Raw genomic sequence first — 21,083 nt, forward strand, 5'->3', positions numbered from 1 at the left:
GCCGCCTTGGCAATGGCATCAATGGCGTCGCTGAAATGCATGAGACCTTCCCATAATAAGTGTACCTGGCACAGGAAGGTCTCATGATCAGCTTATGGAGAATAGGCTTAACTGACTGGCATTACGCCCCTCGGGGCGGCGTTTTTGATGATGCGACACGCTCATGGCTTTCGAACGGAGTCGATCAGACGCCCTGCTCGCGCGCCATGCGGCGGGCAATCAGCGGAGCGTTCCACAGGCTGGGCAGCAGAATCAGCGACACCGGCACGGCGGTGACGACGATGAAGGATTGCAGCGCGTTGATGCCGCCATCGCCCATCGAGATCAGCAGCGCCGCGACCACGCCCATCATCAGGCTCCAGAACACGCGCACGCCGCGCGGCGGATTGTCGTGCCCACTCATCACCATCGAGACCGCATAGGTCATCGAGTCACCGGTAGTGGCGACGAACAGCGTGGTCAGCACCAGGAACAGCACCGAGATGGTGAAGCCGAACGGCAGTTGCTGGGTGATGGCGATCAGCGCTGCCGGCAGATTGAAGCCGGTGAACGGGCCGGAGACGCTGCCCGGGTTGCTCAGCTCGAAGGCCAGGCCGCTGCCACCGATGATGGTGAACCACAGGCAGGTGACCAGTGGCGAGATGACCGCGATCAACAGCACCATCTGACGCAGGGTGCGGCCACGCGAGATACGCGCCACGAACATCGCCATCAGCGGACCATAGCCGATGAACCAGCCCCAGAAGAACAGCGTCCAGCCATTCAACCAGCCATCGTCACCCCGGAAGGAAGACATGGCGACGAAGTCACCGACGTAGCGCACCAGGCCCTGCGGGAAGGCTTCGAGCAGGAAGCCGGTCGGGCCCATGATCAGGATGAACAGCAACAGCGCGCCGCCGAGCAGGACGTTGGTGCTGCTCAGGAACTGGATGCCACGGGTCACGCCGCTGACGGCGGACAGGGTATAGATGACGGTCAGTACGAGCAGCAGCGTGAGCTGGGTCGCGTAGGTATCGGGAATGCCGAACAGCGCATTGAGGCCATAGCTGACCTGCAGACCGAGAAAGCCGATGGGGCCGACGGTACCGGCCACCACTGCCAGCACGCAGCAGGCATCGACCAGCGCACCGATGGGGCCACGCATGACACGGTCGCCGAACAGCGGATAGAGCAGCGTGCGCGGCTTGAGCGGCAGGCCCTTCTCGTAGTGCAGGTACATGAAGATGATGCCGGTCAGGCTGCCGAGCATCGCCCAGGCCAGAAAGCCCCAGTGCATGAAGCTCTGCGCCAGCGCGTTGTAGGCGGCATCGGCATTGCCTGTCGGGGCGTCCGCGCCGAACACCGGCGGCGGCGAGGTGAAGTGAGCGATCGGCTCTGCCGCTGCCCAGAAGACACCACCACCCGCAAGCAACGTGCACAGGATGATGGCCATCCAGCGCAGCGTCGAGATATCTGGCGCCGCCAGCCCGCCCATGCGCACCCGTCCGGTACGGCCGATGGTCAGCACGATGGCGATGACGAAGGTCGCCAGCATCAGCGCTTGCCAGTAGGCACCGAAGTATTGGGTCGAGACACCGAAGGCACTCTGGATGAGCGCGGAGACAGCGTCGAGATCCACCAGTGCGGCGATGGCGAACACTGCCAATACGCCACCACTGATGATGAAGACGGGCCAGTCGATACCTTGCGGGGTGTGTGCGGGTTCAGCGGGGGGATTTACCGGTGTGGCGGAGCCGGACGAAACAGTCCGGGAAGAATCCGTCATTAGTCAGCCTCTGGGCATGATCTGAGTGACGGTGCAGTGTATCAGCCGTAAAACGCTGAACTATGACACAAGCCGTTGTTTTTACACCTATGTAACGCGACGTATCACCAAGCCTACAGCCGTTTTACATCCGGGCATCGGTGATAACAACTCATGACCTCCCTCGGCTGCCATCTTGCGGCCATGCCAGGCTGATCCGTGCATGACGACATGCAAAGGCCGCCCGAGTGGGCGGCCTTTTTCACATCAGCCAGTTACAACCCTTGCTCACGCGCCATCTGCCGCGCGATACGTGGGGCATTCCACAGACTGGGCAACAGCACCAGCGAGACAGGCACCGCGGTCACCACGATGAAGGATTGCAGCGCATTGATGCCGCCATTGCCCATCGAGATCAGGATCGCCGCCACGACACCCATGATCAGGCTCCAGAACACACGCACGCTGCGTGGCGGGTTGTCGTGCCCGCTCATCACCATCGAGATGGCGTAGGTCATCGAATCCCCGGTCGTGGCCACGAACAGCGCCGACAGAATCAGGAACAGCACCGACATGATGAAGCCGAACGGCAGCTGCTGAGTGATGGCGATCAAGGCCGCCGACAGATTGAAGCCGCTGAACGGGCCGGAGACGCTGCCGGGGTTTTCCAGCTCGAAGGCCAGGCCGCTGCCGCCGAGAATGGTAAACCAGACACAGGTCGCGAGCGGCGACAGGATGGTGATCAACAGCACCATCTGACGCAGGGTGCGCCCCCGCGAGATACGCGCGACCAGCATCGCCATCAGCGGGCCGAAGCCGATGAACCAGCCCCAGAAGAACAGCGTCCAGCTATCCAGCCAGCCGCTGTCGCCGCGGAAGACCGCCATCGGCACGATATTGTCCAGGTAGTCGACCATGCCCAGCGGGAAGGCCTTGAGCAGGAATTCGGTCGGCCCGAAGAGCACGATGAAGAACAGCATCGCGCCGCCGATCAGCACGTTGGCACTGCTCAGGAACTGGATGCCGCGCATCACGCCACTGACGGCGGACAGGGTGTAGACGAGGGTCAGGATGGCCAGCAGCACCAGTTGCGTCGCGTAGGTATCGGGAATGCCGAACAGCGCATTGAGCCCGTAACTGACCTGGATGCCGAGGAACCCGACCGGCCCCACGGTGCCCGCGATGACGGCCAGTACGCAGCAGGCATCGACCAGCGCGCCGATCGGCCCACGCATCACGCGCTCTCCGAGCAGCGGATAGAGCAAGGTGCGCGGCTTGAGCGGCAAGCCCTTCTCATAGTGCAGGTGCATGAAGACGACGCCCGTCAGACTGCCCAGCACCGCCCAGCCGAGAAAGCCCCAGTGCATGAAGCTCTGCGCCAGCGCATTGTAGGCGGCATCGAGATTGCCGACCGGTGCATCCGGCCCGAAGACGGGCGGCGGCGAGGCGAAGTGCGCAATGGGCTCTGCGGCGGCCCAGAACACGCCACCACCGGCCAGCAGGGTGCACAGAATGGTCGCCATCCAGCGCGGCGTGGAGATGTCAGGCGTCGACAATCCGCCCAAGACCACGCGCCCCGTGCGCCCGAAGGTCATGCCGACGGCGACGAGGAAGGTCACGATCATCAAGCCCTGCCAATAGGCACCGAAGTAGGTGGTCGAGAAGTCGAAGGCGTGATTGATCAGGGCCGACACGCCGTCCAGGTCGATGAGTGCGGCGGCGACGAACAGCGCCATCACGCCTCCACTGAGGAGGAAGACCGGCCAGTCCAGACTGCGGGAGCTGTTGAGCGCTGTGAGCTCGGAATCAGGAAGAGATGCGGCTTGATCGGGAGAGGATGTGGTGTGATCAGCAAGAGATGCGGCGTGATCGGAAAGGGGAGCTGCTTGGGTTGCGGAGCCGGACAAGGCAGTCCGGGTGGTATCCGTCATTAGTCAGCCTCGGGGCATGATCTGAGTGACGGGGCAGTCTAACAGGCGAGAAAGCGCCGAATATGACACAAGTGATTGTTTTTACACCCATGTAACGCGACGTATCATCAAGCCAACAGCCTCATTACATGCCTGCCACCCCGTAACCGCCAGCGAGAGGCTCGCCGCGGGAGCGCGCAGCTGCGAGGATGGAGTCTCACGGTGGCCGCCCTCCCGGCCGCCTTCGATCCACTGCCGCTCGCGGCCCCTGCAACGAACGCAAGCCATGACCTCGCCCCGTCGCCGCGACTTCACCCCCGCGATGAAGCGTCGCAACCAGCATCTGCTCAAGGACGTGACCTGTGCCCAGAGCGCACCGCTCAATGTCGCCTTCATTTTACTGGAGCACTTCTCGATGCCCGCCTTCACCAGCGCCCTCGATGTGCTGGTCACGGCCAATCTGCTCCGCGATGTCCCCTTCTATCGCATTCACACCTTCGGGGTGACGGCGGGCAGCGTACGCAGTGATCTGGGCATCGACATCATGGCCAGCGCCGGGCTCGAGTCGCTGGGGCAGGCGCAGATCGACATGATCATCGTGTGTGGCGGCTACCGGGTGCAGCTGGACGAGATTCCCTTGCTGAGCGAGGTCTTGCGGCGAGCCGACCACCAGAGCTGTCGCCTCGGCAGCCTGTGGAATGGCAGCTACTTTCTGGCAGCCGCCGGCGTGATGGCGGGCCATCGCTGCACCATCCATCCCGAGAATGCGGCGCTGTTCAGCGAGTCATTCCCCCAGCTGGAGCTGTCACGTGCCCCGCTGGTGGTGGAAGCGGCGCGCTTCAGCTGCACCAATGCCGGCAGCGCGCTGAACATGATGCTGGAAGCCATGCGCCAGCGTCACGGCGATGACCTGGCGCGCAGTGTCGAGGAAATCCTCGCCTGCGAGCGCCCCGCGACACCCAGCCCCTGGCATCCGGACCAGACGCTGCCCGCGCCGGACAGCCAGCACCCGGAGGCACTGCGCACCATCCTCGAGCTGATGAGCAACAACCTCGAGGAGCCTTTGAGCATTAGCGAGATCTCGCACTGCGTGACGCTGTCACGCCGCCAGATCGAGCGCCTGTTCACCCGCCATCTGGATACCACGCCCTCGCGCTACTATCTGGAGCTGCGCCTGACCCGGGCACGCCAGCTGCTGACACAGGGCAGTGCCAGCATCACCGAGGTCACCGTGGCCTGTGGCTTCGTCAGCACCACCCACTTCAGCCACTGCTTCCGTGATTACTTCGGCATGTCGCCGACACGCGCGCGTCAGCAGCGCTGACGATGCCCTATCGCTGACTTGCCGGCGCCGCTCCACAGACATTCCGCCACTGAAACGCAAGACGCCGCCCCGAAGGGCGGCGTTTTGCGTTTCGGCTTGTGCTCACGGGGGGGCTTGCCCCGCGCTCACAATCTCGCTTCAGGCCCACATCAGGCAGAAGCCGTCTGCAGCTCGCGGCGCTCATGACGCTGACCGAGCAGGAAGACGATCAAGCCCGCGATGGCCATCGCCACCCCGACCAGGCCGATGGAGGAATGCGACGGGCCATAGGCGAAGGCCATGCCGCCACACCAGGCGCCCAGCGCATTGGCGATGTTGAAGGCCGCATGATTGAGCGTCGCCGCCATGGTCTGGGCGTCTTCCGCCACATCCATCAGGCGCATCTGCAGCGCCGGTGCCAGGCCGATGCCGGTACCGACCAGCCCGACGAACAGGATGCCGCTCCAGACACCATCGGCGGCGAAGTAGAAGCCGCCCTGCACCAGCGCGCTCCAGATCAGCACGGCAGGAATGGTGCGCATCAGGTCGATGTCCGCGGCACGGCTACCGATCAGGTTGCCGATGATGGTCCCCACCCCGAAGACGGCCAGCACCATCGGCACCAGGTTCTGGGACAGCCCGGCCTGGACATTGAGCGTCTCCACCGCATAGCTGTAGACACTGAACATGCCGCCGAAACCGATACAGGCGATGCCGAGGGTATAGAGCACCCGCGGCTTAATCAGCGCTGCCAGCTCGGTGAGCGGGGTCGCGTCCTGATTGCCGGCCTGATAGGGCACGAAGCCGCGCACCAACACCGCCGTGGCCAGCGCCAGCAGGCCGACGACGAGGAAGGCGGAATGCCAACCGAACAGACTGCCGAACCAGGTCGCTGCTGGCGCCCCGATCAGAATCGCCACCGTCAGGCCCAGCATCACGCGACCTACGGCCCGCCCGCGCTCGCCGGCGGGGGCAGCATCCGCCGCCACCAGGGCCGCGACGCCCAGATAGACACCATGCGGCAGGCCGGCGATGAAGCGCAGCGCGGCAAAGCTGGTCAGCGACGGTGCCAGCAGGCTGGCCACGTTGCTGACCGCGAACAGCAGCATCAGGCCGATCAACAGCCCGCGACGCGGCAGGCGTGCGCCCAGCGCCGAGATCAGGGGCGCACCGACCACCACGCCCATCGCATAGGCACTGATGGCGTAGCCGACCTGCTGCGAGGACACATTGAAGTCCGCCGCGATGTTGGGCATCAGGCCCATGATCACGAATTCGGTAGTGCCGATGGCAAAGGCACCGAGCGCCAGCGCCAGTTCGGCGATGCGCGGATGGCGCGCAACGGGGGAGGCAGACATGTCCGGGTCTCCTGAAACTTGAAAAGGGGGTATCACCCGTGGCCGTACTCAGCCGTGGCGCCGCTGTCAGGGGCAGGCCACGGCTGACATTGCCCGCGCATGGCTGGCGCTACGCAGGGCAAAAGACCGCGCGCCATTCATTATCAGCCGGAGGGCGGGAATGAATGGCGCGCGGGACAGGTAACGGGTGATGCGCTCGTGCGCGGCCTCTCTGGCGGAGGCCTGCGGCACGTCTGGCGCTGCTCTATCGACTTATGTACGCGGCTTGCGAAGGACGGTTCACGAACCTCGTCTGGCAAGGCGCGAGGGGAATCACGGGAGTGCGCAAGCTCAGGCCAGCGTGGCGAGGCGGCGGCAAACCCTGTGTCCCTTCAAGACCCCAGGCCGGCGCGAGAACTGGCCGACGCTTGAGTGATAACTGAAATATACGACCATTGTTGCAGATAACGCCACGCCAACCCAGCCACTTCGCGACGACAACTGTGATGCCCGAGCTGCAACATTGCATCACGGGACTGTCATGCGCGCGTGCAGCGGAAGCGGGGTGGATTATGCGATAATGCCGCGATTCAGCGACAGCAAGCGGATCACTTCCATGTCTTCGACTTCTTCAGCATCTTCCTCGGCGGCCAGCAACGCACGTGGCACGCTCTACATCATTTCCGCGCCGTCCGGCGCCGGCAAGACCACCCTGGTCAAGGCACTGCTGGAGCGCATGGACGGTATCGGCGTGTCCGTCTCGCACACCACCCGCGGCCAACGCCCGGGCGAGCAGGATGCCGTCAACTACCACTTCGTGGATGTCGATCACTTCAAGACCATGATCGAGCAGGGCGACTTCTTCGAGCACGCCCAGGTCTTCGACAACTTCTATGGCACCTCGCGTCCGGCGGTTGAAGCTCGCCTGAGCAAGGGCGAGGACGTCATCCTCGAGATCGACTGGCAAGGCGCCCAGCAAGTGCGCGCCCAGGTGCCGGAAGCCGTCTCCATCTTCATCCTGCCGCCGTCGCGTGAAGCGCTACTCGAGCGTCTGTCCGGCCGCGGTACCGATGGCGAGGACGTGATCGCGCGTCGCATGCGCGATGCGGTCAGCGAGATGTCCCACTACGACGAATACGACCTGATCGTCATCAATGATGACTTCGAGCAGGCCCTCGACGAGCTGTGCGGACTCGTCAATGCCCAGCGTGCGCGTCTGCCGCGCGTGCAGCATCGCCACACGGCACTGCTCGACTCCCTGCTGGCCGACTGATGACGGCGGCGGGAATCCGGCTGCTCGGTCAGACGCTCAGTCAGCCGCGCGGCCGGCCGTTCTGACAGCAGTTCGGACAGCCTGACAGTCGGGCAGGACTTGCCGGCTTTCGTCCTGATCATGCGCGCTGTGGTCGCGTACGCCGCCGACAGACGCGCCAGGCGAAGGAGTTGATCGCGCCTGACTTGTCATGCAACAACGGCGTCGAGTAGACTCGATTCCCTTTCAGAATCATTGGCCGCTGAGCCGTCTCGCCCCTGGCGGGCCGGCTCAGCGGCATTGTGCTTGCGTCGTGTGCGAGATACTGTCAGATGATCAGGGTAAGTGACCCCTAGCGGTCGCGGCACTCTGCGCTGATTACACGCCGACAGCGAACCCCGAATATCCCGCTATTGATAGGTGCACCGCCATGGCTCGCGTAACCGTAGAAGATTGCCTCGAGAACGTCGACAACCGCTTCCAGCTGGTGATGATCTCCACTCGTCGTGCCCGTCAGCTGTCACGCGGCAGCCGCAACGCCCAACTGCCGTGGGAAAACGACAAGCCCACCGTCCTCGCCCTGCGCGAAGTGGCGGCGGGTCTGGTCGGTCGTGACATCCTGAACGAGCCGGTCGAAGCTCCGATCCAGCGCAAGCCGGTAATGCCGCAGATCGAAGACTGAGCCCACGCTCAACCTGCCGACTGCATGTGTGCTTCCGCACCTCTGCCACTCCCGCCCTCGCGGCCGGAGCACGGGGTGCGGGCCCGGAATCACTCTGAGCCAAGGCCGCTGAATGTTCACGATCGATGACCTGGCAGACCGCCTGGGCGGTTATCTTCCCGAGGAAGAGATCCGTCAGGTTAGGCGCGCCTTCTATTACGCCGAGCAGGCCCACGATGGCCAGCGCCGGCGTTCCGGTGAGCCCTATGTGACCCACCCGCTGGCGGTGGCGAACATTCTCGCCAATATGCACATGGACCATCAGAGCCTGATGGCCGCCATGCTGCACGATGTCATCGAAGACACCAGCGTTACCTTCGAGGCACTGGCAGGCCAGTTCGGCGAACCCGTCGCCCTGCTGGTGGATGGCGTCTCGAAGCTGACCCAGATCACCTTCGAGGACAAGGCCGTCGCCCAGGCCGAGAACTTCCAGAAGATGGTGCTGGCGATGTCCCAGGACATCCGCGTCATCATCGTCAAGCTGGCCGACCGTCTCCATAACATGCGTACCCTCGGTGCCCTGCGCCCCGAGAAGAAGCGTCGCATCGCCCGTGAGACGCTCGAGATCTACGCCCGCGTCGCCAACCGTCTCGGTATCAACACCATTCGCGTCGAGCTGGAAGACCTCTCCTTCCAGGCGCTGCACCCGATGCGTTCCGAACGCATCAAGCGTGCCGTCACCGCCGCGCGTGGCAATCGTCGTACCCTGATGCGCGAGATCCAGGCCAGTCTGCAGAACGCGCTGGAGCGCGATCAGCTGCCCGGTTCGGTGATCGGCCGTCAGAAGCATCTGCTGTCCATCTATCGCAAGATGCGTGACCAGCAGAAGCCCTTCAATGAATTGATGGACGTGTTCGGCTTCCGCATCATCACCGATGACGTGGACAGCTGCTATCGCATCCTCGGCGTGGTGCACAATCTCTACAAGCCGGTGCCGGGTCGCTTCAAGGATTACATCGCGATCCCCAAGGCCAACGGCTACCAGAGCCTGCACACCACACTGTTCGGCATGAACGGCATGCCCATCGAGGTACAGATCCGTACCCGCGAGATGGAAGCGATGGCCAACAACGGCATCGCGGCGCACTGGCTGTACAAGGCCGGCCAGACCGACCGCCCCATCGGCGCCGGCAGCCATGCGCGTGCCCGCGAATGGGTGCGGGGTCTGCTCGAGATGCAGCGCCATGCCGGCAACTCGCTCGAGTTCATCGAGCACGTCAAGAACGACCTCTTCCCCGACGATACCTACGTGTTCACCCCCAAGGGCGACATCATGGAATTGCCGCGCGGCGCGACGGCGGTCGATTTTGCCTATGCGGTGCACACCGATGTCGGCAACAGCTGTATCGCCTGCCGCATCGATCGTCATCTGGCACCGCTATCCTCGCCGCTGGAGAGTGGCCAGACCGTCGAAGTCATCACCGCGCCAGGCGCCAAGCCCAATCTGGCGTGGCTCAACTTCGTCACCACGGCCAAGGCGCGCTCTGCCGTGCGCCATTACCTCAAGCATCAGCAGCGCAGCGAATCCGTGACCCTGGGCCAGCGTCTGCTCAACAAGGCGCTCTCCGGGCTGGACTCTTCCCTCGAGCAACTGCCGCCCAGGCGCCTCGATACGCTGGCCGCGGAGCTGGAGCTGGAAGGCGGGCGTGATGACCTGCTCGAGTCCATCGGGATCGGCACCCGCGCCGCCTATAGCGTGGCCCAGAGCCTTCTGAGCGACACGACCAGCACCACGGCGCAGCAGCCCAAGTTCTCGGCCAAGGACGGCAATGTCCAGGCGGAGCAAAGCGGCAATAGCCCGATGCAGGTCAGCGGTGGCAACAGCATGGTCACCAGCTACGCGCGCTGCTGTCACCCGCTGCCCGGCGAGCCGATCATGGGCCATCTGTCGGCCGGCAAGGGGCTGGTGGTCCATCGTCAGGAATGCAGCAACATCACCGAGCTGGCCAGCGATCCGGAACGCGTCTTCCCGCTGACCTGGGCCGATCAGGTCGAAGGCGACTTCACGGTGGCGCTGCGTATCGAGGCACAGACCCAGCGCGGCCTGATCGCCGAGCTGGCCGAGCTGGTCACCGATGCCGAAGCCAATATCGAGCGCATCGGCATCGAGGAACGCGACGCCCATCTGGCCATCGTCAATCTGACGCTGGCCGTGCGTGATCGCATTCATCTGGCGCGCATCATCAAGCGCATGCGCAACCTGTTGCACGTGGAACGAATCACCCGCGTCCTCAGCTGATCTACCGTACTGGCCGCGTCGTCCGCCACTGGCGGGCGGCGCGGTTTTTGTTTTCAAGGCTGCCGCAGAGCGGCCATCGGACACGTTCTTCTGAACACCCGTGTCGCGGCCAAGGCCATGCACGTCAACTCGACGGTACGTCAGCTCGACGGCAGTGCATGACCTTGACCGCGACTGAACTCGCCGTGGACGGCGAGACCCTATAACCACAATCGTAACCCGCTGCTGAAGGCCGCCACCGCACAACACTCGCAACCGGCAAGGCTTGAGCGCAGTCACAAGGAGCATGTCATGAGCAATCGCGCGATCATCAACACCGACAAGGCCCCTGCTGCCATCGGTCCGTATTCCCAGGCGATCAAGGCGGGCAACACCGTCTATCTGTCCGGCCAGATTCCGCTGGACCCGCAGACGATGGAAGTCGTCGAAGGCGGTATCGAGGCGCAGGCGCGTCAGGTCTTCACTAACCTGAATGCCGTGTGCGAAGAAGCCGCCGGCAGTCTGGGCGACATCGTCAAGCTCAACCTCTACCTGACCGATCTGGACGACTTCGCGCGCGTCAACGCGGTGATGGAAGAGTTCTTCACCGCGCCCTTCCCGGCGCGTGCCGCGGTCGGCGTCAAGGCGCTGCCCAAGGGCGTGGCCTTCGAAGCCGAAGGCGTGATGGTCATCGGTGACTGAGCACCCGCTCACTGACGATGGCAGGTCATCCGCGAGGAGTGGCTGACGCAGAGACGACAGTGCCCGCCCCGGGATTCCGGGGCGGGCACTGTCAGTTGGCGCTTCGCCTGAGCACTGCCTCACTCGAGAACTGCGCCGCTCGTCAGCCTGTCTCGGCGAGCAACTTATCCACACCCGGTCGGACGACTCGGCGCGCAACCGCATGTGGATAAGTGAAAGCGACGTGATCAGCGGCCCGACAATTCGCTCTTCGGCACCGTCACGCCGTGCTCCTTGAGTACCTCGGCATAGCCTTCGCGGAAGGTCGGGTAACGGAAGGTGTAGCCACTCTCGAGCAACAGGGCATTGCCGCAGCGCTTGCTGGAACGCCGCCGCAGCGGTGACTGGATCACCTCGGTGGACTCGACCTTGAGCTGACGCGCCAACCAGGCCATCACTTCGTGCAGCGGTGCGCCATCGCAGTCGGTGGCCAGATAGATCGGCTCGACCGGCTTGCCCTCGAGGCTCAGCGCGATCAGGTGCGCCAGCACGCCCGCGCAGTCGTCACGGTGGATGCGGTTGGAGTAGAGTGGCGGGTTGCTGGCGGCGATGCGACCATCACGCGCCTGGCGGATCAGCATGTCGCGGCCCGGCCCGTAGATGCCGGAAAAGCGCACCACGGTGCCGTTGAGCGAGGAATCGAGCAGTGCCTGCTCGCCTTCGCGCATCAACTGGCCCGAGAAGCTGGTGGCATCGGTGGGCGACTGCTCGTCGACTTCCTCGCCATCCTTCTGGGCGTAGACGGAGGTCGAGGACACGAACAGCACGCGGGTCGGCGGTTTGGCGCGCGACTCGAGCTCCGCCACCAGCGCCCGAATGCCATCGACGTAAGCGGCGCGATAGGCCTCTTCGTCGAAACGGTCGGCGCTCAGCACATGTACCACCGTGTCGGCATCTGGCAAGCTGGCCAGTGCACCTTCGGCAGTGATGTCCAAGGCCAGCGTCTCGATGCCGAGATCCGCAAGCTTGGACACATCGCGCCTGACACCAATGACGTGCTGACCGGCCTTGAGCAGTTCGCGCGCCAGCGCGCTGCCAACGTCGCCACAACCGAGGATGAGACTCGTCTTCTTCACCTTTGCCGTGCTCCTTGGTAAAACGAATCGGTACCCACCGCATCCCAGGATGCCAGTTCCGGGCAGGAATCATGACTCTAACAGAACTCCGCTACATCGTAACCTTGGCCCAGGAGCGTCATTTCGGACGCGCCGCAGAGCGCTGCTTCGTCTCGCAGCCCACCCTGTCGGTGGCCGTCAAGAAGCTTGAGGAAGAGCTGGGAGTCGCACTGTTCGAGCGTTCCAAGTCCACCGTACAGGTCACACCGCTCGGCGAGAAGATCGTTCAGCAGGCTCAGCGCGTGCTGGAGCAGTCCAGCGTGATCAAGGAACTGGCCAATTCCGGCAAGGATCAGCTCTCCAGCCCGTTGCGCATCGGCGCCATCTATACCATTGGACCGTATCTTTTCCCGCACCTGGTGCCGGAACTGACGCGGCGTGCGCCGAAGATGCCGCTCTACATCGAGGAAGGCATGACCGGCGACCTGCGTCGCAAGTTGCGCAATGGCGAGCTGGACGTGATCATCGTCGCACTGCCGTTCACCGAGACCGACGTGCTGACCAAGATCCTCTACGAAGAGCCCTTCGAAGTCCTGCTGCCGGCCGGCCACCCCCTGCTCGAGCAGGACAGCATCGCCAAGGAGCAGTTGATCAACGAGCGTCTGCTGATGCTCGGCGAGGGCCACTGCTTCCGTGATCAGATTCTCGAGGCCTGCCCGGCCATCGGCAATCAGATCAACAACCCCGAGAATACGCTGATCGCCGAAGGCGGCTCGCTGGAAACCATCCGCCACATGGTCGCCTCCGGTCTCGGTATCACCGTGCTGCCCTACTCGGCGACCGGTACCGGTCATTACGAGAGCGGCGTGCTCGAGACGCGGCCCTTCAAGGACCCGGCCCCCAGCCGCAGCGTGGCGCTGGCATGGCGTGCCAGCTTCCCGCGCCCCAAGGCCATCGACGTGATCAGCCAGGCGATCGCCGAGTGCTCCAATCGTGCGCGCCAGAGCAATGAGAACGGCATGCAGGGCTCCGCTTCCCAGAGCCACGAACCGGCATGAGCAGGGCGGGCACGGAAGCCTCATCTGCCGGGCCCGCCAGCGCCGGTGTCTTCGCCACCGGCGCGCTGGCCCAACCGCTGGACAGCCTGAGCGGCGTCGGCCCCGCGCTGAGCGAGAAGCTGTCGCGCCTCGGACTGGAGCGCGTCGCAGACCTGCTGTTCCATCTGCCACTGCGCTATCAGGACCGGACCCGCGTCACGCCCATCGGCACGCTCAAGAGCGGCATGGAAGCGGTGGTCGAAGGCGAGGTGACGGCCTGTGACATCGTCAAGGGCCGTCGCCGCAGCCTGCTGGTACGCCTGCGCGATGGCAGCGGCATCCTCAGTCTGCGCTTCTTCCACTTCTCCCCTGCCCAGCAGCAGCAATTCCAGCGTGGCCACAGCGTGCGCTGCTTCGGCGAGGCACGCGCCGGGGCCACCGGTCTCGAGATCTACCATCCGGAATACCGCCTGCTCAGCCAGGGGGCCGCGCCGGTGGAAGACCACCTCACGCCCATCTATCCGGCTACCGAAGGTCTCAATCAGGCGCGCCTGCGTGCCCTGATCGCCCAGGCGCTCAAGCAGCTCGAGGAGACGCCCCATGAGCTGCCGGACCTGATCCCCGAGGCGCTGCGCACGCGCTTTCGCCTGCCCGGCGTGATCGAGTGCCTGCGCTTTCTGCACGAGCCACCGCCGGATGCGCCCGTCGACCAGATGAGCGACGGCGTGCACCCGAGTCAGCGCCGCCTCGCCCAGGAAGAATTGCTCGCCCACCAGCTGAGCCTGCGTCAGGTGCGCGCGCGTATCCAGCAGGATGGCGCGCCCTCGCTGAGCGCCAGTGGCGGCCTCAGCACGCGCTTTCTCGCCCAGCTGCCCTTCTCGCTGACCGGCGCCCAGCATCGCGTGCTGGAAGATGTGCGCCGCGACCTGGCGCGCGAAGTGCCGATGCTGCGCCTGGTGCAGGGCGATGTGGGGTCGGGCAAGACGGTGGTCGCCGCACTGGCGGCGCTGATCGCGATCGGCGGCGGCTGTCAGGCGGCCTTGATGGCGCCCACCGAGATTCTCGCCGAGCAGCACTATCGCAACTTCCGCGAATGGCTGGAGCCATTGGGCATCGAGGTGGCGTGGCTGGCCGGCAAGCTCAAGGGCAAGGCGAGGCTGGATGCCAAGGCCGCCATCGCCGATGGCCGGGCGCGCATGGTGGTCGGCACGCATGCGCTGTTTCAGGCCGATGTGACCTTCCAGCGCCTGGGGCTGGCGATCGTCGATGAGCAGCACCGCTTCGGCGTGCATCAGCGCCTCGCGTTGCGGGCGAAGGGGGAAGCCGGTGGCCTGACACCTCACCAGCTGATCATGACCGCGACGCCGATTCCGCGCACCCTGGCGATGAGCGCCTACGCCGACCTCGACCTGTCGGTGATCGATGAGCTGCCACCGGGACGCACTCCGGTGCAGACCGTCGCCGTGGCCGACCCGCGCCGCCCCGAGGTGGTCGAGCGCATCCGCGCCGCCTGCTCCGAGGGCCGTCAGGCCTATTGGGTGTGTACGCTGATCGAGGAATCCGAGGTGATGACCTGCCAGGCCGCCGAGGTGACGCGTGACGAGCTGACCGAGGCGCTGCCGGAGCTGTCCATCGGCCTGGTCCATGGCCGCATGAAGGCAGCCGAGAAGGCCGAGGTGATGGCGGCGTTCAAGGACGGCGAGCATGACCTGCTGGTGGCGACCACGGTGATCGAGGTCGGGGTCGATGTGCCGAATGCCAGCCTGATGGTGATCGACAATCCCGAGCGTCTCGGCCTGTCGCAGCTGCACCAGCTGCGTGGCCGTGTCGGGCGTGGCAGCACCGAGAGCTTCTGTGTGCTGCTCTATCATCCGCCGCTGTCGCAGCACTCCAAGCAGCGCCTGGCGGTGATGCGCGAGACCACCGACGGCTTCAAGATCGCCGAGAAGGACCTGGAGCTACGCGGCCCCGGCGAAGTGCTGGGCACGCGTCAGACGGGGCTGGCGGGGATGAAGATCGCCGATCTCGAGCGTGACAGTGACCTGATCGCCCCGACCACCACGCTGGCCGATGCCATCCTCAGCGAGGCCCCGCAGGCCGCGGAGCCATTGATTCGCCGCTGGCTGGGCGAGGCGGCCGGGCAATACGGCGCCGTCTGAACGCGCTGCCCGCTGCTCACCTGGCGTCCTCACCTATTCCGCCCGGACACTCGATCACCCGGCCCGCCGCGCCAGTCGCTCAGACAGCACTTGTCTTACAGCACTTGTCTTTCAGTACCGGTCAGTCAGGACAGGTCAGCTGGCGCGGCTGGCCTTGATCAGCTGGGTGCCAGCGCTTTCCAGCGGCTGCAATAGCCGCAGCAGCAGAATCAGCTGTGACAGCGCCAGGCGTCCGGTGGTGGACTCGACCTGCTCGACCTCGGCTTCCAGTGCCGCGATCTCATCTTCGCTGTCCAGCGTGAGGGCGATCTCACCGCCCGCCTCCAATTGCTCTCCCAACGCCGTCAGCTGCTGACTCAGGCGCTCGCCATGGCGCAGCAGCGTCTCGATGCCACTGCTGGCCGAGGCGGTCGATTCCAGTTCGCCACGATGCGCTGCCAGTGCCGAGAGATAGCCGAGCACGGTATGCGCGTGGAGCAGGAAGCCGAAGCCCGGCTCGACATCGCGCCGGAAGTGGCCGGGCTCCTTACGCGCGGTGGCCAGCAGATTGGAGAAGGCCGCGTCGGCGTTGTGGGCATTGCGGCGTGCCAGGCGGTAGGCCAGATCATCGCGCTTGCCGTGGCGGTACTGGGACAGCACCTCGCCCAGATAGCGACCGCTGGTCTTGAGGCTGACGCCGGCCTGACGATAGAGCTTGCGGCCCTGCCAGTCCGGCAGGATCAACACCACCGACAGCCCGGCCAGCAGGCCACCGACCAGCGTATCGAACAGCCGCGGCCAGATGAGATCGAAGCCATCGCCGACCTGGTTGAAGCACGCCAGCACCATCAGCGTGATGGCGGCGGTGGCCAGGGTATAGCGCGAGCCACGGGTGGCGAAGAACAGCACCCCCGCGACCACGGCGATCCCGGCCTGGATCGTGGGCGCCGGGAACAGACTGATCAGCGCCCAGCCGGCGACCAGACCGATCAGCGTGCCCAGAATTCGCTGCGCCAGCGTGCGGCGCGTATCACCGTAGCTGGGACGACACACGAACAGCCCGGTCAGCAGAATCCAGTAGCCCTGGGTCGGGTGCACCGCCAGCAGCACGCCATAGCCGGCCACCAGCGTCGCGGTCAGACGCAGCGCATGGCGGAAGATCGGCGAGCGCGGCGTCAGGTGGCTGCGGATACGCTCGAACATGTCGCGCGTGCCATGGGGCGAGCGGTCCAGCAGGCTGTTGTCGCTTTCATTGCTGACGGCTTCGAGATCATTCAGGCGCGCAATCTGGCCTTCGATCAGGCGCAGGTTGCTGGCGAGGGCTTCCAGCGCCTGCATCAGATGATGCCACTCGGGCCGCTGCTGTTGCTTGAGATAGACGAGCGAGGCATTGAGGTCTTCCAGCGCCTGCTGGCTGTCACTGGCATCGAAGGGCTGGCGCATCAACAGCGCCTTGCCGAGCCCGCGACAGGCGCGCCCCTGCTGCTCCAGCAGGCGCTGACAGCGAAACAGGATGTCGTGATGGAAGAAGGCGTCGGTGAGCTGGCCGTAGGGATAATGGCTGGAGCTGGCGCGCTCGTGGAGATCCTGGGCGATGAAGTAGAGGCGCAGGTAGCGGTCGAGCTTGGTGGTATCGCGTCGTCCGGCGAGGCGCCGGAAGACCATCTCCTTGGTCTGGTTGAGCGCCACCACCACGCGGCCGTTCTGCTCGGCCAGCGCCAGCCGCCGGGCAGACTGGTCGACATTGCGCAGCGGCTCGAACAGCTGCGCTTTGAGAATCAGGTAGCGACCCAGCTCACGGTAGAGCGTCGCCATGCTGTGCTTGAGCGGCTGGCGCGAGAACAGCGCACACCACACGACCGAGAGCAGGCCATACCAGGACGCCCCCACCACCAGCAGCAACGGCTGAACCAGATTGATGCCCAGCCCCGGCTCCCGCAGCCATTCGGGCAGGCTGCGCTCCAGCACCGCGATCTGACCATCTCCATGCTGCTGCTCGAGGCTGATCATGGTGTAGACGGCCAGAATCAACGAGGCGCGCGCGATGGCGCCGTAGCGGGCATCGATGGCGCCCAGCATCGGCATCGCGAAGGTGGCCAGCGCCAGCCCGATCACGAAGGGCAGCGGCATGCCGAACAACAGCTCCACCGAGACGGCGGCGATGCTGAAGCAGGCCAGCGTCATGCCCAGCGCGCGCAGTCGGCCGCGCCAGTGATCATCGGTTTCCGCCAGCCCCGAGGCGATCACGCCCAGAAACAGCGGAATCACCACCGCCATCTCGTCGAGCCAGAACCCCACCGCCATCACGCCACCCAGCGCGATCAACATGCGTAGCGAATAGCTGAAGGCATCCAGCGTCCACAGACGACGCAGGGAGTGCATGAGGGAGTCCAGAAGAGAGCGTGTCATGAAGTGTTCCGTGACCAGGGCGCCGGGCAGCGCATTAGACTTTAGATTTATATCGCTAGCATAACACCCCGTTCTGCCGTGTCCGAGAGCCATGGCGCATGCAAGCGTTGGCAGGCGCGTCGAATGTCGAATCGCCGCGACGTGCCACTCTGAAGACTCCTGACCTCATTGGCTTTCATGGAGAATACCGATGCATCCTCTAATCGAACGCGTCACTGGCTCCCTCGGGCTATCACCGGAAATCGCCGAGCAGGCGGTCGGCATGGTTCTCAAGTTCGTGCGTGAGCAGGGGCCGGATGGCCCGGCCGCTTCACTGCTGGGCGCCATCCCGGGAGCGGAAGGCCTGATCGGCAGCGCAGGCGAGGAAGCCGCCGAGTCCGGTGGCGGTGGCCTCATGGGCGGCCTGCTGGGCGCCGTCAGCGCCTTCGCCGGCGGCAGCGGTGGCGGTGCGCTGGAACTGGGCCAGAAGCTGATGGGGCTGGACCTGAACATGGACCAGGCGCGCGGCGTGGCCGATGAGACGCTGAGCTATGCGCGCGAAGAAGCCGGCGATGGCGTGGTCGATCAGGTGCTCGAAGGCATTCCGGGCCTCAAGCAGTTGCTGTGAGGCCCCCAGGAAAAGCTCGTGGCAAAAGAAAAGCTCGCGACAACTGCTCGTGACAACTGCTCGTGACAAAAGAACGCCCCGCTGATTCTCTCAGCGGGGCGTCTTTCGTTCATGCAGGCACGGCACAGGATCATTCAGCGAATGCGCTTGAGCAATGACTGCAAGCGGTTGAGCTGGGCCGAATCGCCGACCAGACGCACGCGCTGGTCCATCAGGCCTTGCAGGAAGGCACGCGGCGAAGGCTTGAGCAGGAAGGCCACCGCACTGTCGCTATCGGCGAAGCGCAGCTCAAGCTCGGTATCCACCGGCAGGCCACTGCCGGTGGTGACGCCCGCGTGGGACATGCGGTAGTGACGCGCGATGCTCATGTCTTCGGTCGCGACACCCCAGTCCAGTGGACGCTTTTCCAGCTCGGCACGAAATTCGGGGTCACGCTTGAAGGCCCGCTTGAGCAGCAGACCCAGCACCCACAGCAATATCTTGAGCTTCATGGTGTCATTCCTTGAATCGCGAAGCGTCGGTCACGCAGGCCATATGAAAATGCCACCGGCCCCGCAGGGCGGAACCGGTGGCATCAGCATGACAGCCGACAGGGCTTTTGATGACGACGATTGAAAGCCATGACGACAGCCACCCCGGGTCTGCGCTGAAGCACGAGCCGAGGTTACTTGGTCACTGCATCCTTCAACGACTTGCCGGGTTTGAAGGCAACGGTCTTGCTGGCCGGGATGGTCAGCGGCTTGCCTGTCTGAGGATTCTTGCCGGTACGCGCCGCACGCTGGCGCACGGTGAATGACCCGAAACCGATCAGTGAGACGTCATTGCCTTTGGCCACGGTATGAGTGATCTCGTCGAGAATCACGTTCAGTACCTGACTGGCCTTGTCCTTGGATAGATCCGCACGCTCGGCGATGGCCGCAGCGAGTTCTGGCTTGCGCATGAAAAGCCCTCCTGGTTTGGCATTCTGCACGGGCGGCCAAGCCGCCGTTTCCATTGTTGTTCTTGCACTTGCTAGCGGTGGCGTATGGCGGCGACGCAATCCGCTCCCGGCAAGCTTTGCCGTATCAAACCTGTCGATGGCAGCATTCTGTCAGACGACACTCGCTGAGCAGCATGTCTGACGGAGCATTCACTATCGTGCCTGACCGCGCTGGCAGCAAGGGATTTACGACCATCGATCATGGCATCGCCTAGCCTAGCAACGGCGGCGCCTGCCGCGCTAGCTCGACTTTCCTGCGAACGGCGGCGCCTGTCAACGCATATCCAATCAAGCGTTCGTTCATATCCAATGCACGCGCTTCGAGGTCATCGCCTTCACCGGTGATTTCCCAGCGCGCCACGGCCGAACGCGGCGGATAGGCCACCACCGGCAAGACCGGTGTCTTGACCAGCACCGGCCACGCCTTCCAGTCGAGCACGCTCGGCTCGCCACACAGGTTGGCCGCCAGGGTGCGCGCAGCCATCTGCAGCGGCTGGACATACATGGCATTGACGCCCTCGACACTGGCGCAATCGCCCAGCGCCCAGATATGCGGCTGGGAGGTGGCCAGGTAGCGGTCGACACGGATGCCGTCACCACCGGCGCTCAGACCCGCGGCCTGCGCCAGACGAATGCGCGGCGCCAGCCCGGTGGCCAGCAGAACCACGGAGCCCGTCAGGCGACGACCGCTCTGCAGGCGCACCTCGACCGGCGCGGCCTGACGTTCGGCCTCCTCGCCTGAACTGGCGGCGATGGTCTCGACCATCTCGCCCTGGCGACGCGTCACACCGAGCCCATCCAGCGCCACACCCAGACGCTGCCCCAGCGCTTGCGGCAGCAACCCATCCAGCGGAGTTTCCTCAGGCGCGACCAGCGTGACGCGGTGGCCGGCGGCCGTCAGATCATTGGCGTATTCACAGCCGACCAGTCCGGCACCGACAATCACCACGTGCCCGTCTTCCCCGCGCTCGCGGGCCTTCGCCAGCGTCGCGCAGAAGGCCGCATAGTCGTCGAGGTCATTGATGCTCTGCACGCGTGAGGCCACTTCCGCGGCGACGGGGAAGGGACGACGCGGCGCGGCGCCGAGTGCCAGCACCAGCTCGTCATAGGCCAGGCACTCCTCGCCCAGCCATAGCTGGCGGGCATCACCATCGATGGCAGTGACGCGTTGATGGGTACGCAGCTCGGCATTCAGCTCGTCCACCAGCGCCACCGGCGCCTGACGCGACAGGTCGGTGGCCGACATCTTCTTGGCGAAGGCGGTGGACAGCATCGGCTTGGCGTAATCGTGGCCGCTGTCCTGGCTGATGAGGATCAGCCGGCTGTCCTTGTCACGCGCACGCAGCGCGCGCGCCAGACCAATGCCCGCCATGCCGGTACCAATGATGACAAGGGTGCGAGGGTCGCGCATGGCACCATCTCCTGAGATCGATCCGAGGGAAGCGCTGATGAAAGAGCGCCAGCAGCGTCCGTCATGAACGCCGATGAATGCGCCCAGCATACCAGCCCGCCAGCAGTGCAGGCATGCCTGAGCGGAAGGCCTTGCCGCCCGGCCATGCTAGACTCGCCATTTCGTCATCCTGACAGGGAATTCACCGTGGTCCGATGCCCAGCAGGCGAGCCTCATCGCGC

The 21,083-nt window shown here is 64.7% G+C and carries 16 protein-coding genes; 8 read left to right on the forward strand and 8 right to left on the reverse strand.

The window, feature by feature from the left end; all coding sequences use genetic code 11:
* Nucleotides 1-184 precede the first annotated feature (184 nt).
* The gene (locus tag IZU87_RS15025) at nucleotides 185-1,765 is read right to left on the reverse strand and encodes a BCCT family transporter (RefSeq protein WP_153636711.1); all 1,581 of its coding nucleotides are present in this window, start codon (nucleotides 1,763-1,765) and stop codon (nucleotides 185-187) included.
* 254 nt (nucleotides 1,766-2,019) lie between these two features.
* Nucleotides 2,020-3,675: a BCCT family transporter gene (locus IZU87_RS15030; protein ID WP_213115059.1), complete on the reverse strand. Its 1,656-nt coding sequence runs from the start codon at nucleotides 3,673-3,675 to the stop codon at nucleotides 2,020-2,022.
* 265 nt (nucleotides 3,676-3,940) lie between these two features.
* Here IZU87_RS15030 and IZU87_RS15035 point away from each other — a divergent pair, with 265 nt between their 5' ends.
* The gene (locus tag IZU87_RS15035; protein ID WP_107335800.1) at nucleotides 3,941-4,978 is read left to right on the forward strand and encodes a GlxA family transcriptional regulator; all 1,038 of its coding nucleotides are present in this window, start codon (nucleotides 3,941-3,943) and stop codon (nucleotides 4,976-4,978) included.
* Between the two features lie 149 nt (nucleotides 4,979-5,127).
* Here IZU87_RS15035 and IZU87_RS15040 read toward each other — a convergent pair whose 3' ends face one another.
* A complete protein-coding gene (locus tag IZU87_RS15040) occupies nucleotides 5,128-6,315 on the reverse strand; it encodes an MFS transporter (protein ID WP_107335799.1) in 1,188 nt (395 codons plus the stop codon).
* A 595-nt stretch (nucleotides 6,316-6,910) separates the two neighbouring features.
* On the opposite strand from IZU87_RS15040, the gene gmk reads away from it, so the two are divergent.
* The 4 genes from gmk to IZU87_RS15060 all read left to right on the forward strand — a co-directional run bounded on the left by gmk (nucleotide 6,911) and on the right by IZU87_RS15060 (nucleotide 11,187).
* On the forward strand, nucleotides 6,911-7,567 hold the full coding sequence (gene gmk, locus IZU87_RS15045) for a guanylate kinase (RefSeq protein WP_131431050.1): 657 nt from the start codon (nucleotides 6,911-6,913) through the stop codon (nucleotides 7,565-7,567).
* A 409-nt stretch (nucleotides 7,568-7,976) separates the two neighbouring features.
* Complete coding sequence (gene rpoZ / locus IZU87_RS15050; RefSeq protein ID WP_043331755.1) at nucleotides 7,977-8,228, forward strand: DNA-directed RNA polymerase subunit omega; 252 nt, start codon at nucleotides 7,977-7,979, stop codon at nucleotides 8,226-8,228.
* A 112-nt stretch (nucleotides 8,229-8,340) separates the two neighbouring features.
* Entirely contained in the window at nucleotides 8,341-10,506 is a 2,166-nt protein-coding gene (locus IZU87_RS15055) for a RelA/SpoT family protein (protein WP_213115060.1), read from the forward strand.
* A 291-nt stretch (nucleotides 10,507-10,797) separates the two neighbouring features.
* Entirely contained in the window at nucleotides 10,798-11,187 is a 390-nt protein-coding gene (locus IZU87_RS15060) for a RidA family protein (RefSeq protein ID WP_043331752.1), read from the forward strand.
* Nucleotides 11,188-11,414: 227 nt separating this feature from the next.
* On the opposite strand, the gene IZU87_RS15065 is transcribed toward IZU87_RS15060, so the two are convergent.
* Nucleotides 11,415-12,302, reverse strand: a complete 888-nt coding sequence (locus tag IZU87_RS15065; protein ID WP_107335797.1) for an SDR family oxidoreductase — start codon at nucleotides 12,300-12,302, stop codon at nucleotides 11,415-11,417.
* Between the two features lie 71 nt (nucleotides 12,303-12,373).
* Between IZU87_RS15065 and IZU87_RS15070 the strand changes: the two genes are divergently transcribed.
* Nucleotides 12,374-13,339, forward strand: coding sequence for a hydrogen peroxide-inducible genes activator (locus IZU87_RS15070; protein ID WP_052384315.1), 966 nt, complete (start codon nucleotides 12,374-12,376; stop codon nucleotides 13,337-13,339).
* Nucleotides 13,336-15,477, forward strand: coding sequence for an ATP-dependent DNA helicase RecG (recG, locus tag IZU87_RS15075; RefSeq protein ID WP_213115061.1), 2,142 nt, complete (start codon nucleotides 13,336-13,338; stop codon nucleotides 15,475-15,477). The genes IZU87_RS15070 and recG overlap by 4 nt, the downstream gene beginning before the upstream one ends.
* Before the next feature lie 135 nt (nucleotides 15,478-15,612).
* Here recG and yccS read toward each other — a convergent pair whose 3' ends face one another.
* Nucleotides 15,613-17,865 (reverse strand): YccS family putative transporter, encoded by a 2,253-nt coding sequence (gene yccS, locus IZU87_RS15080; protein WP_107335796.1) that lies wholly within the window; start codon nucleotides 17,863-17,865, stop codon nucleotides 15,613-15,615.
* Nucleotides 17,866-18,055: 190 nt separating this feature from the next.
* Between yccS and IZU87_RS15085 the strand changes: the two genes are divergently transcribed.
* On the forward strand, nucleotides 18,056-18,472 hold the full coding sequence (locus tag IZU87_RS15085) for a DUF2780 domain-containing protein (protein WP_213115062.1): 417 nt from the start codon (nucleotides 18,056-18,058) through the stop codon (nucleotides 18,470-18,472).
* A 134-nt stretch (nucleotides 18,473-18,606) separates the two neighbouring features.
* On the opposite strand, the gene IZU87_RS15090 is transcribed toward IZU87_RS15085, so the two are convergent.
* The 3 genes from IZU87_RS15090 to IZU87_RS15100 form a co-directional block, all read right to left on the reverse strand.
* Complete coding sequence (locus IZU87_RS15090; protein ID WP_054556348.1) at nucleotides 18,607-18,963, reverse strand: hypothetical protein; 357 nt, start codon at nucleotides 18,961-18,963, stop codon at nucleotides 18,607-18,609.
* 173 nt (nucleotides 18,964-19,136) lie between these two features.
* Nucleotides 19,137-19,412, reverse strand: coding sequence for an HU family DNA-binding protein (locus IZU87_RS15095; protein WP_024952843.1), 276 nt, complete (start codon nucleotides 19,410-19,412; stop codon nucleotides 19,137-19,139).
* Between the two features lie 250 nt (nucleotides 19,413-19,662).
* Nucleotides 19,663-20,862, reverse strand: coding sequence for an NAD(P)/FAD-dependent oxidoreductase (locus tag IZU87_RS15100; protein ID WP_213115063.1), 1,200 nt, complete (start codon nucleotides 20,860-20,862; stop codon nucleotides 19,663-19,665).
* Nucleotides 20,863-21,083: the final 221 nt, after the last annotated feature.

The sequence above is a fragment of the Cobetia sp. MC34 genome (assembly GCF_018340035.1).
Lineage (GTDB): Bacteria > Pseudomonadota > Gammaproteobacteria > Pseudomonadales > Halomonadaceae > Cobetia > Cobetia amphilecti.

Coding starts and splice junctions, on each gene's coding strand:
- IZU87_RS15035 (WP_107335800.1), top strand. CDS start 3,941: ATGACCTCGCCCCGTCGCCGCGACTTCACCCCCGCGATGAAGCGTCGC.
- recG (WP_213115061.1), top strand. CDS start 13,336: ATGAGCAGGGCGGGCACGGAAGCCTCATCTGCCGGGCCCGCCAGCGCC.
- rpoZ (WP_043331755.1), top strand. CDS start 7,977: ATGGCTCGCGTAACCGTAGAAGATTGCCTCGAGAACGTCGACAACCGC.
- IZU87_RS15070 (WP_052384315.1), top strand. CDS start 12,374: ATGACTCTAACAGAACTCCGCTACATCGTAACCTTGGCCCAGGAGCGT.
- IZU87_RS15030 (WP_213115059.1), bottom strand. CDS start 3,675: ATGACGGATACCACCCGGACTGCCTTGTCCGGCTCCGCAACCCAAGCA.
- IZU87_RS15085 (WP_213115062.1), top strand. CDS start 18,056: ATGCATCCTCTAATCGAACGCGTCACTGGCTCCCTCGGGCTATCACCG.
- IZU87_RS15100 (WP_213115063.1), bottom strand. CDS start 20,862: ATGCGCGACCCTCGCACCCTTGTCATCATTGGTACCGGCATGGCGGGC.
- gmk (WP_131431050.1), top strand. CDS start 6,911: ATGTCTTCGACTTCTTCAGCATCTTCCTCGGCGGCCAGCAACGCACGT.
- IZU87_RS15060 (WP_043331752.1), top strand. CDS start 10,798: ATGAGCAATCGCGCGATCATCAACACCGACAAGGCCCCTGCTGCCATC.
- yccS (WP_107335796.1), bottom strand. CDS start 17,865: ATGACACGCTCTCTTCTGGACTCCCTCATGCACTCCCTGCGTCGTCTG.
- IZU87_RS15025 (WP_153636711.1), bottom strand. CDS start 1,765: ATGACGGATTCTTCCCGGACTGTTTCGTCCGGCTCCGCCACACCGGTA.
- IZU87_RS15040 (WP_107335799.1), bottom strand. CDS start 6,315: ATGTCTGCCTCCCCCGTTGCGCGCCATCCGCGCATCGCCGAACTGGCG.
- IZU87_RS15095 (WP_024952843.1), bottom strand. CDS start 19,412: ATGCGCAAGCCAGAACTCGCTGCGGCCATCGCCGAGCGTGCGGATCTA.
- IZU87_RS15055 (WP_213115060.1), top strand. CDS start 8,341: ATGTTCACGATCGATGACCTGGCAGACCGCCTGGGCGGTTATCTTCCC.
- IZU87_RS15090 (WP_054556348.1), bottom strand. CDS start 18,963: ATGAAGCTCAAGATATTGCTGTGGGTGCTGGGTCTGCTGCTCAAGCGG.